The 17,643-nt window shown below is 65.9% G+C and carries 10 protein-coding genes; 2 read left to right on the plus strand and 8 right to left on the minus strand.

Going from position 1 to position 17,643, the window contains the following annotated elements; translation table 11 throughout:
* Nucleotides 1-164: 164 nt before the first annotated feature.
* The 5 genes from AC1DZY_RS24435 to AC1DZY_RS24455 form a co-directional block, all read right to left on the minus strand.
* Nucleotides 165-3,269, minus strand: a complete 3,105-nt coding sequence (locus AC1DZY_RS24435) for an efflux RND transporter permease subunit (RefSeq protein WP_476822756.1) — start codon at nt 3,267-3,269, stop codon at nt 165-167.
* On the minus strand, nt 3,266-6,430 hold the full coding sequence (locus AC1DZY_RS24440; RefSeq protein ID WP_476822757.1) for an efflux RND transporter permease subunit: 3,165 nt from the start codon (nt 6,428-6,430) through the stop codon (nt 3,266-3,268). Before AC1DZY_RS24440 ends, AC1DZY_RS24435 begins: the two co-directional genes overlap by 4 nt.
* A 13-nt stretch (nt 6,431-6,443) precedes the next feature.
* Nucleotides 6,444-7,919 carry an efflux RND transporter periplasmic adaptor subunit gene (locus AC1DZY_RS24445; protein WP_476822758.1) on the minus strand — a complete coding sequence of 492 codons (1,476 nt, stop codon included), beginning with the start codon at nt 7,917-7,919 and terminating at the stop codon, nt 6,444-6,446.
* Nucleotides 7,916-9,319 (minus strand): efflux transporter outer membrane subunit, encoded by a 1,404-nt coding sequence (locus AC1DZY_RS24450; protein WP_476822759.1) that lies wholly within the window; start codon nt 9,317-9,319, stop codon nt 7,916-7,918. Before AC1DZY_RS24450 ends, AC1DZY_RS24445 begins: the two co-directional genes overlap by 4 nt.
* A 391-nt stretch (nt 9,320-9,710) precedes the next feature.
* Nucleotides 9,711-10,736 (minus strand): cupin domain-containing protein, encoded by a 1,026-nt coding sequence (locus AC1DZY_RS24455; RefSeq protein WP_476822760.1) that lies wholly within the window; start codon nt 10,734-10,736, stop codon nt 9,711-9,713.
* A gap of 235 nt (nt 10,737-10,971) precedes the next feature.
* Between AC1DZY_RS24455 and AC1DZY_RS24460 the strand changes: the two genes are divergently transcribed.
* Together AC1DZY_RS24460 and AC1DZY_RS24465 are read left to right on the plus strand one after the other, a co-directional pair.
* Nucleotides 10,972-13,329, plus strand: coding sequence for a xanthine dehydrogenase family protein molybdopterin-binding subunit (locus tag AC1DZY_RS24460; RefSeq protein WP_476822761.1), 2,358 nt, complete (start codon nt 10,972-10,974; stop codon nt 13,327-13,329).
* Between the two features lie 63 nt (nt 13,330-13,392).
* Nucleotides 13,393-13,536: a hypothetical protein gene (locus AC1DZY_RS24465; protein WP_476822762.1), complete on the plus strand. Its 144-nt coding sequence runs from the start codon at nt 13,393-13,395 to the stop codon at nt 13,534-13,536.
* Nucleotides 13,537-14,020: 484 nt separating this feature from the next.
* On the opposite strand, the gene phnE is transcribed toward AC1DZY_RS24465, so the two are convergent.
* From phnE to phnD, 3 genes are read right to left on the minus strand one after another with little or no spacing between them, the layout of a single operon-like run.
* Nucleotides 14,021-15,649 carry a phosphonate ABC transporter, permease protein PhnE gene (phnE, locus tag AC1DZY_RS24470; RefSeq protein ID WP_476822763.1) on the minus strand — a complete coding sequence of 543 codons (1,629 nt, stop codon included), beginning with the start codon at nt 15,647-15,649 and terminating at the stop codon, nt 14,021-14,023.
* Nucleotides 15,646-16,431 (minus strand): phosphonate ABC transporter ATP-binding protein, encoded by a 786-nt coding sequence (gene phnC / locus AC1DZY_RS24475; protein WP_476822764.1) that lies wholly within the window; start codon nt 16,429-16,431, stop codon nt 15,646-15,648. Before phnC ends, phnE begins: the two co-directional genes overlap by 4 nt.
* A gap of 35 nt (nt 16,432-16,466) precedes the next feature.
* Nucleotides 16,467-17,516 carry a phosphate/phosphite/phosphonate ABC transporter substrate-binding protein gene (phnD, locus tag AC1DZY_RS24480; RefSeq protein ID WP_476822765.1) on the minus strand — a complete coding sequence of 350 codons (1,050 nt, stop codon included), beginning with the start codon at nt 17,514-17,516 and terminating at the stop codon, nt 16,467-16,469.
* Nucleotides 17,517-17,643 lie beyond the last annotated feature (127 nt).

Consider the following 17,643-nt stretch of genomic DNA (forward strand, 5'->3'; position numbering starts at 1 on the left):
GGCCCGACTGGAGCGTGCGGAGCTTTGACCTCGCCACGTCATTATAGGGACAAGCGGCCATCGAGTAAGGGTTCGACCATCACGACGATGGCGGGCCGAAGCAGCAACGCTCGCGCGATCGCGGGGAAGAGCGCCACGCCCCCGTCGAGATCGAGCTTCCGCTGTCACACCGCGGGCGCAGCCTCGGTGGCTGCGACGCTCCGTTTTCGCTTCAATCTGCTCATCCAGAGATAGATGATCGGCGTGGTGTAGAGCGTCAGCACCTGACTCAGGATTAGGCCGCCGACGATGGTGATGCCGAGCGGGCGGCGCAGTTCCGCGCCGGGTCCCGTGGCGATCATCAGCGGCACCGCTCCGAGCAGGGCCGAGAGCGTCGTCATCAGGATCGGGCGGAAGCGTTCGAGGCAGGCCTCGAAGATGGCCTCGCGCGGCGGCAGGGCGCGCACGCGCTCGGCCTGGATCGCGAAATCGACCATCATGATGCCGTTCTTCTTGACGATGCCGATCAGCAGGATGATGCCGATGAAGGCGATGATCGTCAGGTCGGCGCTTGCCACCTTGAGCGCGATCAATGCGCCGAGCCCTGCGGAGGGCAATGTCGAGATGATCGTCACCGGGTGGATCAGGCTCTCGTAGAGCACGCCCAGGATGATGTAGACGGCCAGCAGCGCGACCAGGATCATCATGCCCTGCCCGCCGGCATTCTGCGAAAAGGCCTTGGCGTCGCCGGCGAAATCGGCATGCAGCGAGGCCGGCAGATGGAGTTCCGCGACCGCGTTGGTGACGGCGTCGCTGACCTCCTGCAGGCTGACGCCGGGCGCGGCGTCATAGGTGATGGTGACGGCGGGAAACTGGCCCTGATGGTTGATCACGAGCGGGGCCGTGCCGCGCTCGACCCTGACGAGGCTCGACAGCGGCACCTGCACGCCGTTGCGGCCGGGCACGTAGAGGTCCTTGATGTCGTTGGGGTCGCGGCTGCGCGACGGCGAGACCTCCATGACGACGCGGTACTGGTTGCGCTCGCCATAGATCGTCGAGATCTGGCGCTGGCTGAAGGCGTTCGACAGCACGTTGTCGATCGCCTGGATCGCAACGCCGAGCTGCGAGGCCCTATTGCGGTCGATCACGACTTTGGCCTCGAGCCCGCCCTGCTCGCGATCGGTCGAGACATCGACGATCTGCGGCAGACTGCGCATCCGCGCGAGCACCTTGGGGACCCACTCTTCCAGCTCCGGCAGGTTTGGGTCCCAGAGCGTGAACTGGTAGGGCGAGCGGCCCTGCCGCCCTCCGGCGCGCACATCCTGGATCGGCGAGAGGTAGACGCCGATGCCGGCGAGGTCCGCGAGCCGCGCCCGCATCCGGTTGACGACCTGCTGCGAACTCAGCTTGCGCTCGCTTTCCGGCTTGAGGCTGATGAAGAACCGCCCCTGATTGACCGAGCCGCCGCCAATGAAGGAGGCCAGACCCAGCACGGCGGGGTCCGAACCGACGATCGCGGCACCCTTTTGCTGGAGCTCCATCATCGCCGGAAAGGAGACGTCGGGCGAGGCATGCGTGAAGCCGATGATCAGCCCGGTGTCGTCCTGCGGGACACCCCCCTTCGGCGCGCTGCGGAACATCTGCACGGTCAAGGCGAGTGTCGCGATCATCACGATCAGCATCAGCCAGCTGTGCCGCAGCGCAACCTTCAGCGTCCTGCCGTAGAAGCGGGTCATCGCCGAGAGCGCGCCTTCGACCAGACGGTCGAACCGGCTGCCGCGCCCGGCAGGTTCGGCCTTGAGAACAGGTTCGGCCTTGAGGAAATGCGCGCAGATCATCGGCGTCACGCTCAGCGACACCGCCGTCGAGACCAGGATGGCGAAGGTCAGCGTCAGCGTGAATTCGCGAAAGAAGCGGCCGGCGACACCCTCGATGAAGAAGAGCGGGATGAAAGCCGCGATCAGCGACAGGCTGATCGAGATCACCGTGAAGCCGATCTGGCCGGCGCCGAGCAAAGCAGCGCGCAGCGGCGTCATGCCTTTGGCGACATTGCGCTCGATGTTCTCGATCATGACGATCGCGTCGTCGACGACGAAGCCAACCGAGATCGTCACCGCCATCAGCGAAAGATTGTCGAGCGTGAAGCCGGCGAGCCACATCGCGGCGAATGTACCGGCGATCGAGAGCGGCACGGTGACGCCGGCGGCGATGGTCAGCGTCGTGCGCCGCAGGAAAACGAACACCACCAGCATGACGAGCGCGATCGAGATCAGGAGCGTCTTTTGAATGTCGGCGATCGAGGCGCGGATCGTCACCGTGCGATCGGACATGATCGAGAACTCGATCCCCGCCGGCACCCAGCGCCTGATCTCGGGCAAGAGCGCCTTCACCCGGTCGACCGTGTCGATGACGTTGGCGTCGGGCAGCTTGGTCATCGTCAGGAGGATCGCCGGCTTGCCGTTGTACCAGCCCGCGGCCCGGCTGTTGCGGACGCCGCGCTCGATCAGCGCGACGTCAGCGAGGCGCACCACCGTGCCCCTGGCGGAGCGCACGACGATGTTGCCGTAGTCTTCCGGCGCAAGGATCTGGTTGTTGGCCGAGAGCGTCTCGCTCTGGCGCTCGCCATCGAAGGAACCGACGGCCGAGACGGTGTTGGCGTTGACGATCGCGCTGCGAATCTGCTCCAGGCTCAGGCCCATCGCGGCGAGCTGGGCGGGATCGAGCCTGACCCGGATCGCCGGCTGCTCGGCGCCGTTGACCGTGACTTCGCCAATGCCCTCCACCTGCGAGATGCGTTGCGCGATGATCGTGTCGGCGGCGTCGTACATGTCGCTCGGCGTCATCGTGTCCGAGGTCAGCGCCAGGATCAGCACCGGCGCTGCGTTGGGATTGGCCTTGCGGAAGCGCGGCAGGGTCGGCAGATCGCCGGGAAGATCCGTCGCCGCCGCGTTCAGCGCCGCCTGGACGTCGCGGGCGGCGCTGTCGGTTTTGCGGCTGAGGTCGAACTGGAGCACGATCGAAGTCGAGCCCAGCGAACTCGACGAGGTGATCTCGGTGACGCCGGCGATCGACCCGAGCCTGCGCTCAAGCGGGGCCGCGACGCTGCCGGCCATCGTGGCGGGGTCGGCTCCGGGCCGGCTCGCGAACACCCGGATCGTCGGGAAATCGACGCTCGGCAGGCTCGCCACCGGCAGGAACACGTAAGCCACCGCGCCGATCAGGAAAAGTCCGATCGCCATCAGCGTCGTGCCGACCGGCCGCAGGATGAAGATGTCGGAGAGCCCCTTCATTCGGCCGCCTCCGGCTCCGGATAAGGCACGACGCCGTCGCGGCCGCCGCCGAGCCGCCGGCGCAGCCGCTCCAGCGCCAGATAGATCACCGGCGTGGTGTAGAGCGTCAAAAGCTGGCTGAGCAGAAGCCCGCCAATGATGGTGATGCCGAGCGGCTGCCGCAATTCGCTGCCCGTTCCGGTCGCCAGCGCCAGCGGCAGCGCGCCGAGCAGCGCCGCCAGCGTCGTCATCATGATCGGCCGGAAGCGCAGCCGGCAGGCTTTGACGATCGCGACCTCGGGCGTGAGCCCTTCGTTGCGTTCGGCGTCGAGCGCGAAATCGATCATCATGATCGCGTTCTTCTTGACGATGCCCATCAGCAGGATGATGCCGATCAGCGCCACGATCGAGAGTTCCTGCCGCGTCAGGATCAACGCCAGGAGGGCGCCGACGCCAGCCGAAGGCAGTGTGGTCAGGATCGTGAAGGGGTGGATGTAGCTCTCATAGAGCACGCCCAGCACGAGATAGATCACCACGATCGCCGCCAGGATCAGCCAGGGCTGGTTCGCCAGCGACCGGGTGAACTCGGCCGCATCCGCGCTGAAGGCGCCCGAAATCGAGCCGGGCAGGCCGATGCGCTGCTCGATCTCGGCGATCTGCGTCACCGCCTGGCCGAGCGCGGCCTGCGGCGCGAGATCGAAGCTGATGGTTGCGGCCGGGAACTGCGCCTGATGCGCGATCGAGAGCGGAGCCGTCTCCCGGATCAACCTGGTGAAGGCGGCGAGCGGCACCTGCACGCTATTGGCCGTCGTGGTCGAGTTGCCCGCCGAATTGGTCTGCCCGGTCGTGTTGGTGTTGCCGGTGACGTAGAGCTTCGACAGCGATGACGGGTCGCGCAGATATTGCGGCGCGGCCTCCAGAATGACGCGATACTGGTTCGACTGCTCGTAGATCGTCGCGATCTGGCGCTGGCCGAAGGCGTCGTTCAGCGTGTCGTCGACCGCCTGGATCGAGATGCCGAGCCGGCCGGCCTTGGCCCGGTCGATCTCGACATGGGCGCGCAAGCCGCCATCCTGCGTTTCGTTGGCGACGTTGCGCATGATCGGCTCGGAGCGCATGCCCTCGCTCAGCCGCTTGGCCCAGGACGTCACCTCCTCCTGATCCGCGCCGGTCAGCGTGTACTGGTATTGCGAGCGGCTCGACCGGGTCGTGATCTGGATGTCCTGAACCGGCTGGACATAGGCGGTGACGCCGGGAATCGTCGCGGCAAGCGCGCGCAGCCGCTCGGCGATGACGGTCGCGTCGTCGCGCCGCTCGTCCTTGGGCCGCAGCGTTACCGTCAGCCTGGCCGTKTTGGCGGTGGCGTTGGCCTGGCCGATGCCGAGCACCGAGACCACGCCGGTCACATCGCCGTCCTGCTCGAAGGCCTTCGTCGTCTTGTCCTGCAGCCGCTTCATCTCGGCGAAGGACACGTCGGGGGCGGCCTCCATGACCGCATTGAGCAGGCCGGTATCCTGACCGGGAAGGAATCCCTTCGGGATCTCGATATACATCCAGATCGTCAGCAGAAAGGTGCCGAAAGTGATGAGCAGCACAAGACCCTGAACCTTCAAGGCCCAGCCGAGCGTCACCTCATAAGCCTTGGCCATGGCGCTGACCGGGCATTCGGCCAGGCGCATCAGCCAGTTCTCGCGCTCATGCGGCGTATGGCGCAGCAGTTTCGCGCACATCATCGGGGTCAGCGTCAGCGAAACAACGGCCGAGACGACGACCGCGATCGTCAGGGTCAGAGCGAATTCGCGGAACATCCGGCCGACCAGCCCGGTCATGAACAAGAGCGGGATGAAGACCGCGATGAGCGACACCGTCAGCGAGATCACAGTGAAGCCGATCTCGCGAGCGCCGTCATAGGCAGCCTTGAGCGGGCTCTTGCCCTGCTCCATGTTGCGGACGATGTTCTCGATCATGACGATGGCGTCGTCGACGACGAAGCCCGTGCCGATGGTCAGCGCCATCAGCGAGAGATTGTCGAGGCTGAAGCCACAAAGCCACATCACCGCGAAGGTCGCGACCAGCGAGAGCGGCAGCGCGACACCGGCGATGATCGTGGCGCGGACCGTGCGCAGGAACAGCAGCACGACCAGCACGACCAGCGCGCAGGCCAGCGCCAGCGTGAATTGCACGTCGGCGATCGAGGCGCGGATCGTTTCGGTGCGGTCGTTCACCACCTGCAGGTCGATGCCGGCCGGCATCGAGCGCTTCAGCCGCGGAATCTCCTGCTTCACGCGATCGACGGTGGTGACGATGTTGGCGCCGGGCTGGCGCATGACGTCGAGGATCACCGCCGTCTTACCGCGAAACCAGCCGCCGACGCGGCTGTTCTCGAGATCCTCCAGCACGACCGCGACATCGCGCAGGAAAACCGGCGCGCCGCTGCGATAGGCGACGACCACGTCTCGGTACGCCGCAGCGCTGCCGATCTGGTCGTTGGCGCTGATCGTGTAGGCTTGGTGGTTGCCGTCGAGCGCGCCCTTGGAGCCGGCGACATTGGCGGCGACGATCGCAGTCCGCAGATCCTCCATGCCGAGGCTATAGGCGGCCAGCCGGGCGAGATCGGCCTGGATGCGGATGGCGGGGCGCACGCCGCCTTCGATTCCGACATGGCCGACGCCGGCGACCTCGCTCAGGCGCGGCGAGAGCAGCGTGTCGGCGATATCGCTGAGCTGGCGCAGCGTCACGGTGTCCGACGTCAGCGCCAGCACMATGATCGGCGCATCGGCCGGGTTGATCTTGGCGTAGGTCGGCGGGTAGGGCAGCGTCCGCGGCAGGGTCGAGCCCGCCGCGTTGATCGCCGACTGCACGTCCTGCGCGGCGGAATCGATGTCGCGGTCGAGATCGAATTGCAGCGTGATCTGGCTGAGGCCGAAGGAGCTCTGCGACGACATCGTCTGGAGCGAGGGAATCTGTCCGAGTTGCCGTTCGAGCGGCGCCGTCACGATCGAGGCGATGGTCTCGGGGTTGGCGCCGGGCAGTTGCGTCGTGACCTGGATGGTCGGGAAATCGACCTGCGGCAGCGCCGAGACCGGCAGCCTGAGATAGCCCAATATCCCGCACAACAGCACGGCGATGCCCAGAAGCGAGGTGGCGATCGGCCGGCTGATGAAAGGGGCGGAGACGCTCATCCGGTCTGTCTCGTCATTGCGGCGGGGCGGGCGGTGGCGCTTCCGCCCGGGGCGCCCCGGCTCTCGGCGTTTGAGCACCCGGCGCTTCGGACCTCTCGGCTCCGGCAGCCGGCGCATCGCGACGTCGCCGCTCTGGTCGCTGGCCGTCCTGACCTTGCCCGCCGGCTGGGCGTTGCGCGCCGGTGGTCTCCTGTGCCGGCCGTGGCTGGTCCGGCGCGCCGGCCTCGCTCTGCTGGTCGCGCCTGCGGCGCTGGCCGGGCTCGCGCGTGCCGCGACGACCGGGCGCCGCAGCGGGCGGCGTCGGCCTGGCCGCGTCTTCCGGTGTCGTCACGCTGACTTCCGCCTTGTCGGTCAGGCGCGCGAAGCCGGTCGTCACCAGCCTGGCGGGCGGCGAAACGCCGGCCGTGATCACCGCGATCATCTCGTCCTGCTGGCCGACCGTGACCGGCGTCTGGCTCACCGTCTCGTCGTCATTGACGACGAAGACGTAAGCGCCGTTCGGGCCGCGCTGGACCGCCGCCGTCGGGGCGACGACGACCTGCTTCAGCACGTCGACGAAGACCTTCACGTTGACGAACTGGCCCGGCCAGAGCTGCAAGCGGTCATTGGGAAAACGCGCCTTGACCCGGATCGTGCCGGTGGTCTGGTCGACGACATTGTCGATCACCTCGATCACGCCCCGGTCGATCATCGTCGTCCCGTCGGCATCGAGCGCCTCGACCGCGACCGTACCGCGCCCCATCGCGGCGCTGACCGCCCGCAATTGCTGCTGGGGCAGGTTGAACACCATCGCGATCGGCTTCAGCTGCGTGATCACGACGAGGCCGCCGCTGTCGGAGGCGCGCACGATGTTGCCCTGGTCGACCTGGCGGATGCCGAGACGGCCGTCGATCGGCGCCTTGATCGTGGTGTAGTCGAGATAGGCCTTGGCGTTGTCGATCGCGCCCTGGTCGGCCCTGACCTGGGCTGAAAGCTGCGTCACCAGCGCGCGCTGCGTGTCGGCCTGCTGGCGCGAACCGTAATCGGTCAGGGCGAGCTTGGCGTAGCGCTCGAGATCGGCGCGGGCATTGGCGAGCAGGGCCTCGTCCTGCGCCTTCTTGGCGACGACCTGATCGTATTGCGCCTGGTAGGTCGAGGAATCGATTTTTGCCAGGATGTCGCCCTTCGCGACGTCCTGGCCGTCCCTGAAGACGATCTCCATCAGCCGGCCGTCGACCTGCGTGCGCACCGTCACCGTGTTCAGCGCCTGGATCGTGCCGACGGCATCGGTGGTGACGGGCACATCGTCGTAGCGTGCCGGCGTGGCGATCACCGGTGTCGGGCCCTCGCCGCCGCCACCGCGCCTGCGGCCGCCCCGGCCGCCGCCACGACCTTGCTGCTGCGCGGCCGACACCGTCTCGCCCGTATTTGGCATCCAGCCGCCGTTGTAACGGTACCAGCCGCCGGCCGAGGCTGCGACGATCAGGATCAAAAGCAGCAGGCGTTTCACCGGGCGGCTCCCGGCACTGGCGCGAGCACAACGCGCGGATCGGTCCAGCCGCCGCCGAGCGCCTTGAACAGCCCGACATAGGACAGCAGGCGCTGCAGCCTGACCACCGAGAGCTGGTTTTGCGCCTGGAACAACGTCTGCTGGATGCTCAGAAGCGTCACGATATCGATGGTTCCTTCCCGCAGCCGCTGCTCGGTGATGGTGTAGGCCCGCATCGCCGACGCCACCGTGTCCGCCTGCAGGCGCTCGTAACGCGTATTCTCCTGTACGCCGATCAGCGCGTTCTCGACATCGGAAAACGCGCTGACGATGGTYAGGCGATAGGCGGCCAGCAATTCGTCGCCGCGGCCCTTCTCCAGTTCGAGCCGGGCCCGCAAGGCGCCGCCATCGAGGATCGGCTGGACCAGGCCGGCCGCAGCGGAGGCAAAGGCGGCCTCAGGCCTGAGCAAATTCTTCAGCACCACGCTTTCCAGCCCGCCCTGTCCCGTCAGGCTGATGTTGGGAAACAGCGCGGCCCGCGCCGCCAGGATCGTCGCCTCCTCGGATGAGAGACGGGCTTCGGCTTCGGCGATGTCGGGCCGACGTTGCAGCAGCTGCGCCGGCAGGCCGGCTCGGACGGCGGGAGTCACGATTGCGTTCAGGCTGCCGCCCTTGACCGCGACGGTCACTGGCGGCGCGCCAACCAGCAGCGCGAGCGTGACGCGACCCTGGCGCAACTGCAGTTCGAGCGGCGGGATCGAAGCCCTCTGCTGCGCGACGACGCTTTCCTGCTGCGCGATGTCGAGTTGCGTCGCCGTACCGACCGAAAGCCTGGCCTGGATCGCCTTCAGCGTGCGTTCGGCGACCGCGATGTTGTTGCGCGCGATGCGCAACCGGTCTTGCGCGGCGAGAACCTGGAAATAGGCGCCGACGACGCTGGAAACCGTGGTCAGCGCGACGACGTCGCGATCGAACCTCGTCGCCTCGGCGGCGAGCCTGCCGGCGTCGGCGGTCGCATGGTTCTTGCCCCAGAAATCGATCTCGTAGCTCGCCGTCAGGCCGAGCCCGAAACGGTTGCCGACCGAATCGCTGAAGGGTTCGCGCTTTGCCCGCAGCGTTCCCGGCGCCAGACTGCGCGAGCTGTCTACGGAGCCGGTGAGCGTCGGATAGAGCGCGGCGGCCGCAACCTGCGCCTGCGCCTCGGCCTGCCTGATCCGGGCCACGGCTATGGCGATGTCGAAATTGTCCTCGACCGCGCGCTCGACAAGCCGGTTCAGCTCGGCCGAACCGAACAGGCGCGGCCAGTCGGCGCGCGGGGCCGGGGCCGGCTTGCGGTCGCCAGCCGCAAAACGTGGCGTGATCGCCACGGCAAGGTCGGGACGCTGCTCGGCCGGCAGGCAGGCGCTGAGGACAAGCGCCATCGAGGCGACGATCAACAGGCGAAGAGCGCCTATTCTGTTGCTGGACCCGACACGACCATGCGCATCACCCGACAAATCCCGTCCTTCCAAAGCCGAGCGACGATATCGCGGAAAATGATGCGACAGCGCCTGCTTCTAGAATGGGCGTCGATGCAGAGAAAGTGAATTTCTCTCCATGTTCGTTGCAACGATGACTCTGGTTGTCATTGGCGGCCTAAGGCGAAGGCGAGATGCGGCAGACAGCTTCGGCCGCGGCGATCGGGACGAACCGAGCTCATGTCGAGCATTGGGTAGAGATGGAACCGAGCGCGCCTGCGCAAATGTCCCGGTATCGATCCAACGCCATCGGCCATGACGGAAGCCGCGTCCACGAGAACCCTCAACGTCGCTGTCAATTTCCGTTGGGGGGACCGCCGTTCATGGCGCCCATTTCCAGCACGACGACCTCGCAGACGCCTACGGGCGCTGTCGGACACCGTTCGACACCATGCGGCACGACGATAAACTCGCCTTCCGCGATGACTTCGTCACGGTCACGGAATTTCATCAGCAGCCGCCCCTTGTGAACGAAGAAAACCTCGTCCTCCCGGCTGTTGAAATGCCAGCCGGCCTCACCTTCGAATTTCGCGAGCTTGATCTGCAGATTGTTGACGGATGCGGCGAGCCGAGGGGGCCAGCTGTCGGAAAATCGTCCGAAAGCACTCTCCAGATTCTCCGTTCGGAACGGCGAGATGTGCCTGTTCAGCACCGCAACGTCACGGATGATCGTCTTGAGCTGGCTTGGCACATCTCTGCCATCGGCCGGGTATTTTCCATCGAGAGCGGCCGTGCCGATCGTGAAGCCCGCTGCCCCGGCCTCCTTCAGGGCCGCGATCCGGCCCGGCGTGTCGATCGATCCCGCCACATAGACGGGTTTGGCAACCGCGGAGCAGACGGCTTCGATGAGCGTCGGTACATCCTCACGGGAGCGATAGGCCAGCAGGTCGAGCCCGTGCACACCGTTGCGGGCGGCCAGGGTCTTGGCGCTGGCGACGATTTCGTCGATGCTGCCCTCCAGAACACTCGGATGTCCGGAGATCGTGCCCGGGAACGGGCAGTACTGGATCGTCGTGCCGGCGATGATGGGAAGCACGTCATCCACCCTCGTGCCACCGAGCAGAATGTCGATGCCGATCTCGACCGCCGCTTTTGCCGACGCAATCTCGCTGTCGCGATCGAGGGACACCACCTCCAGATACGATGTCGCGCCGCCAGCCTTGATCGCTGTCTTGAGCGCCTTCAGCTTGTCGAGCGGCAGGCCGATGTCCTTGAAGCCGATGTGCCGGACCCCGAGCGCCAGGGCAGTCCGAAGTTGCTCCATCGCATCGCCGACCGTCCGGTCGTTGCGTGTCAGCATGAAGATGAAGCGAAGGCCCATCAGGACACCTGTTCCGTTCCGTTCGTCCGGGTCGCGCGGCGACGAACCGGCGCGCGCTGGCGACTATGCTGGCTCAGTTTGCAAGTTTCGCAACCGCTGGGCGCTGGGCAGGGCTGCGATCGACGCTCTTTGATCGGATCGGACACCCGCCCTATCAAGAAGAAGCCTGATTTCCCGTTGCGCTTGCCCATGGCCCGTCCTGATGAACACTCGCGTTACCCCTGACAGCCACCTCATGGCATCGGTTGGAATAGGCCAGCCCGTGCCGCGCCAGGAGGATGCAATCCTCGTGCAGGGGCAGGGGCGCTACACCGACGATCTGAGCGTCGAGCGGCAGCTCTTCGCGGCTTTCGTCCGCAGTCCTCATGCGCATGGCCATCTGCGTGCCGTCGATGCGGCAGAGGCGCGGGCGATGAGGGGCGTCGTCGCGATCTACACCGCCGCGGACCTGGACGGCCACGGCTACAACGCGATCGTGACGCCAATCGACGTACCGGGCCGCGATGGCGCCGCGATGCGAAAGCCTCAGCGGCCGGCGCTGGCGGCCGGCAAGGTCCGCTTCGTCGGCGACCCCGTGGCAGTGGTCGTCGCCCGTACGGCGGATCAGGCCCGCAGCGCAGCCGAGGTCGTCAGGCTCGACATCGATGTCCTGCCTGCCGTCACGGAGGCCGAGGACGCGCTGAAGGCCGACGCTCCGCAGCTCTATGACGACGTGGCCGGCAATTTGATCGTCGATTTCCAGTTCGGCGACCGCGAGAAGGTCGCCGCGGCCTTCGCCGCTGCCGCGCATGTCACACGATTGCGGATCGTCAACAACCGCGTCATCGTCAATCCGATCGAGCCGCGCAGCGCCCTTGCGAGCTTCGATGGCGCATCGAAGCGCTACACGCTGCACGCGCCGAGCCAGGGCGCGTTCGGCATGCGCAACAATCTGGCGACGGCCATGGGCGTGAAGCCTGCTGCCATGCGGCTGGTCACCGGCCATGTCGGCGGTTCGTTCGGCATGAAATCCGCCGTGTTTCCCGAATATGTGGCGCTCCTCCATGCAGCCCGCATGTTGCGGCGTCCGGTCAAATGGACCGATCAACGATCGGAAAGCTTCGTCTCGGATCACCATGGGCGCGACATGGTCTTCGAGGCCGAACTGGCGCTGGACGCTCGGGGGCGCTTCCTCGCCACGCGCTTCAGGGGCGTGGCGAACATGGGCGCCTACCTCACTCCGGTGGGGGCCATGATGCCGACGATGAATGTGGGGAAGAACTCGGTCGGCATGTACGCGACGCCTCTCGTCGAGGTCCGGACGCGCTGTGCGGTGACGAATACGCCGCCGATCGGCGCTTATCGCGGCGCGGGTCGACCGGAAGGCAACTATTTCATGGAGCGGCTGATCGATACGGCGGCCCGCGAGATGGGCATCGACAGCGCCAGCCTGAGGCGGCGCAACCTGATCGCGCCCGCCAGGCTGCCCTGGGCCACGCCGATGGGGACGGTCTACGACAGCGGCGATTTCCCGGCCCTGTTTGAGCGGGCCATCGAGGCGTCGGACTGGAAGGGTTATGCCGGGCGACTGAAGACAAGCCGGAAGGCGGGCTTGCTGCGCGGGCGCGGTATCGGCTGCTATCTCGAGGTGACGGCGCCACCCAGCAACGAGATGGGCGGCATCCATTTCGAGCCGGACGGGAGCGTGAACATCGTCACCGGCACGCTCGATTACGGGCAGGGACACTGGACGCCCTTCGCCCAGCTCCTGACCAGCCAGCTGGGTGTTCCCTTCGATCGGATCAAGCTCGTGCAGGGCGACAGCGATCGGCTGATCGCCGGCGGGGGCACGGGCGGCTCGAAATCGCTGATGGCGAGCGGCTCGGCGATCATCGAGGCGAGCGAACTGGTGATCGAGAAGGGCAAGCTGCTCGCCGGTCATTTCCTCGAGGCCAGTGTCGCCGATATCGCATTCGCCGCCGGCCGTTTCACCGTCATCGGCACCGACCGTTCGATCGGGATTATGGACGTGGCGGCACGATTGCGCGGCGGCGCCGCTGTCACGCCGGACCTGCCCCAGTCGCTCGACGTCGATCATGTCTTCAAGGCGGCGCCCTCGGCCTATCCCAATGGCTGTCACATCGCCGAGGTCGAGATCGATCCGGAGACCGGACATGTCGAGGTCGTGCGCTATGTGATGGTCAACGACTTCGGAACCGTCGTGAACCCCATGATCGTCGAAGGCCAGCTCCACGGCGGCGTCGTTCAGGGCATCGGCCAGGCGCTGTTCGAGAGGACGGTCTATGACGACAGCGGCCAGCCGATGACGGGATCCTATATGGATTACGCATTGCCTCGGGCGGTGGACGTCCCCTTCTTCTCGTTCATCAGCCAGGGCGTGCCGACGCTGAATAATCGTGTCGGCGCCAAGGGTTGCGGCGAAGCGGGTTGCGCCGGTTCTCTGCCGTCGGTCATGAATGCGGTCGTCGATGCCCTGACGCCATATGGCATCAAGCATCTGGACATGCCGGCGACGCCGCAGGCGGTATGGCGGGCTATTCGGCCCGGACGGTTCGGATCCGGCGCCGCCAAGCCGCGGGAAGCGCTGTCCTGATCTGATGACACCTGGTGCGGGGACGGGCCGACAGGGTACATCCGGACGCCGATCGATCGGCTGATGGTGACGCCGCGCGAGGATGGCGGCGTTTCGCTCGCGCTTCACGGCGATCCGACACGGCTGCGCGACAGCGACCTCCGAAACGACAAAAGCCCAACTCACGACGAGTTGGGCTTTGCGACATTTTTGGTTGCGGGGGCATGAAACCACCGAGATCCTTAAGCCTGACTAATCGAGAGCCGCATTGCGCCAATTCCTGACGTTGGAATGCCGTCCAGAAGCAGACGTTCTCGGCCCGGCCGGGTTCGAATTCGGACGCCAGAACCAAGTAGCGGCCACCATCATGTCAGCAGCAGCCCCGGAAGCGCTGCTTTGAGCCCTGGTTCCTCAAACAGCCTCGAAATCGGCCTCCCTGCGCTTCCAGCAAAGATGGCGTCCGACGGCTCGCTTCCGGCGCTTGCCGATTGCGCCCGCCTCCTCCATGGCCTCGCGAGCTACCGCCTCATGAGCCTTGAAGCCCTTGATCGGCCAGCCCTTCGGGATCGTTCAACGCTTCGTCGTCCGCGTCGTAACGAGCAGCATTTCCCGGGAGCCATCGGCCGCCCTGCGAATGGGCAACGCTCCGACCTGCCTGTTCGGTTTCGGCGATAGCGCGTTCGTCGTCTTCAATCGCGATATCCGCTGCCAGTCAGATCACGCGAGACCTGACGGTCGTGGTGACGATCTCCGTTAAAACGACGACCACGAAGATCACGAGCAGCACCAACCCGACTTGATCCCAGTAGAGGTTGTCCATCGAGGCCTGCAGCGCCACACCAAGCCCACCGGCCCCGACGAGACCAAGCACGGCGCTCTCGCGGACATTGATATCCCAGCGGAACAGGCTGACCGCCAGGAAGGCCGGCTTGACCTGCGGCCAAAAACCTTTCAGCAGGATCGCGCGGCGCGATGCACCCGCGGCACGAAGTGCCTCGATCGGGCCGGCTCTCGCCTCTTCGATGGCCTCGGACAGGAATTTCCCTGTGAAGCCGATCGAATGCACGGCGACCGCCATAACGCCGGCCAGCGCGCCCGGTCCAAACACCGCAACGAAGAGCAGCGCCCAGACGAGCGTGTGGATAGAGCGCGTCGCGACCAAGATGAAACGGCCAAGCGCATTGGCCCAAGGCGACGGCGAGACGTTGCGAGCGCATAGCAGCGCCACCGGCGTCGCCAGCCCGATGGCGAGGATCGTGCCGAGCGTCGCCGTATGCAAGGTCTCGACCAAGGCCTCGCCGACCGTCTTGCCGAAATAGCTCCAGTCGATCGGCCACATCCGCTGGAACAGGTCGGCGGTCTGCTGCGGGGCATCGTAGAGAAATTCAGGGATGACCTCGATGGTCTGCAGCGACCAGCCGAGCGCCAGCGCCGCCAGCCCCCAGAACGCAAGGCGCAGGCCGCGCTCCACGGGTGTGAACCGGTGCCAGACCCGCCCTGCGGGCTTCTCGACCACCACGCCCGAAGGGGCTTCATCCTGATAGATCCGGCGCATGAAGGCCGAGAGGATTTCGCCCGCCATCACCGTTACGATGATCGCGATGATGATCGTCAGCACGAAGTCGTAGTCGAATCGCTGGAAGGCCGTGAACAGCGTCGCCCCGATTCCACCGCCGCCGACCAGCCCGACCAGCGCCGAATTCCGGAGGTTGGAATCGAGCTGGTAGGCGGCAAAGCCGATGAAGCGCGGCAGCACCTGGGGCACCACCCCCATCGTGACGACCGATAGGAACGGCGCGCCGGCGGCGCGAAGTGCCTCGATCGGCTTCATCGACATTTCCTCGATGGCCTCGGCGATCAGCTTGGCGATGAAGCCGAGCGTCGCGACCACCAGCGCCATGACGCCCGCGAGCGCACCGAAGCCGACCGCTTTCACGAACAGGATCGCGACGATGACCGGGTGAAAGGTGCGGCACAGCGCAATCAGCCCACGCGCGGCGATGGTGACGGGCAGCGGCATCAGGTTGCGCGCCGCAAACAGCCCGAGAGGCAGTGCCAGCAGCACCCCCGCCCCCGTTGCGATGATGGCGATCTGCATCGATTCCAGCATGCCGTCGAGGAGCAGCTGCATCTTGTCGGCCGCGACATTGGGCGGGAACATCCGGCCGAGGAACTTGGCGCCGTTGTCGAGGCCCTGGACGAAACGCTCCCAGCGGATGTCGAGGATCCGCGCGGCATAGCCGACATAGATCAGGAACAGCGCGGTTCCGATGCGCAGCGGCCAGTTCGCTGGAAAGGCCCTCATACGCAGGCCTGGGGCCTTGAGCGAAGGCGCGCTCATTCCATCCAACCTTCGCCGCCGTAGATTTCGGCGAGATGGCTGTCCTGCAGGCCTGCCGGAGGGCCGTCATAAACCACGAGCCCCTTCGACATGCCGATGATGCGAAGCGCATAGCGCCGCGCCAGCGCGACGTTGTGGATGTTGACCAGTACCGGAATGTCGCGGTCGCGGCCGACCTTGGCCAGCAGCTCCATGATCTCGACCGAGGTCTTGGGGTCGAGCGAAGACGTCGGCTCGTCGGCCAGCACGAGATCGGGATCCTGCATCACGGCGCGCGCGATGCCGACACGCTGGCGCTGCCCGCCGGAGAGCTGGTCGGCGCGGCGCGTGGCGAACTCGGTCAGCCCGACGGAATCGAGCAGCGAGAAGGCCCGCGCGATATCGGTCTCGGGGAAGCGTCGCGTCCAGGCTCGCCAGACCGGGACATAGCCGAGCCGGCCGCAAAGCACGTTCTCGATGACCGTAAGCCGCTCGACCAGGTTATATTCCTGGAAGACCATGCCCAGCCGGCGGCGCGCCTGCCGCAACGCCTCGCCCTGCAGTTTCGCGAGATCCGTGCCGCCGAGCACGATCGAACCCGATGTCGGGTCCACAAGCCGGTTGATACAGCGGATCAGCGTCGACTTGCCGGTGCCGGACGGGCCGATGATGGCGACGATGCCTGGCTCCGAGACGGTCAGGGATATGTCGCGCAGCACCGGCTGTCCGGGCCGGTATTCCTTCACGAGATTGCGAATGACGAGCGCCCGTCCTTGGCCGGACGCCGCAGGCTGGGCGCTCATGATTGGTAGACCTCGTCTGGGGTTACGTCTTGTCGTCAGGGCGCCTTGGCAGGCGCCGCCTTCTTCTTGGCGAGTTCGTCCGCCTCGCGCTTGGCCTCGGTGTCATAGGCCGACTTGTTATAGGGGGTGCCGGATTTCTCTGCGACATCGCGCACCACCGCCCAGTCCTTCTGGTAGGTGATTGGGAGGAAGCGATCGTCGCCGTTGAATTCCTTGGTCATCTCGGGCGTGAAGCGGAACGAGAAGAAGCAGTCAGTCAGCTTCTTTGCGAGCTCCGGCTTGAGATCATGCGCGTAGGCGAAGGAGGAGGTCGGGAAGATCGCGCTGCGATAGATTTCGCGCACATCCTCCTTCTTGATGGTGCCGCGCACGATCATGCGCTCATAGACGTCGCCGGCGACCGCGCCCATGTCGTAGTCGCCCGAGACGACGCCGAGGATCGACTTGTCGTGCCCGCCCGACATCAGCGGCTTGTAGTCGGTATCGGCGATCAGGCCGTGTTCCGGAAAGAGCACGCGCGGCGCGAGATTGCCCGAATTCGACGAAGGCGAGGTGTGGGCGACCTTCTTGCCCTTGAGATCGGCGAGTTTTTGATAGGGGCTCGAGGCCTTGACGACCGCAACGAGGTTGTAACCCCTCACCCCATCGCCTGAGCCCTTGGCCGCGAACGGCACGGCGCCGGCGAGGTTGACAGCGAAGCCGGTCGGCCCGGTCGAGAAACCAGCGAAATGCAGGCGCCCGGAGCGCATCGCCTCGATTTCGGCCGAATTTGACTGGACCGGATAATAGACGATCCGCTTGCCGGTACATGTCGCGAGATGGTCGGTCAGCGGCTTGAAGATATTGGCGTAGACGGCAGGGTCCTCGACCGGGGTATAGGCCCAGACCAGCGCCGAAGGGTCCTTCCACTTCTTCGGATCGGAAGGCGCGTCGGCAACGAGGTCCTTGTTGCTGTCGCAATATATCGTGTCCAGCTGACCCGTATGCTGGCAGGCATCCTGTGCTGCCGCGGGGCTGGTAAAGCCGGGAGACAGGCCGACCATCAGCGAAGCCGTCGCGGCGAGGAAGTGCGGTTTCAGGCTCATCGAACGTTTCTCCCGGAATGCCGTTTGCCGGCTTGCTTATGGTGTGTGACACATAACTGTCATATTCGCCCCGGGGCGACCCTGTTCGCCTAAGACTTAAGTGGCAAGTGCCGAAGGACAGGCGCGC

It is taken from the genome of Allobosea sp. P2_A10, assembly GCF_056405115.1.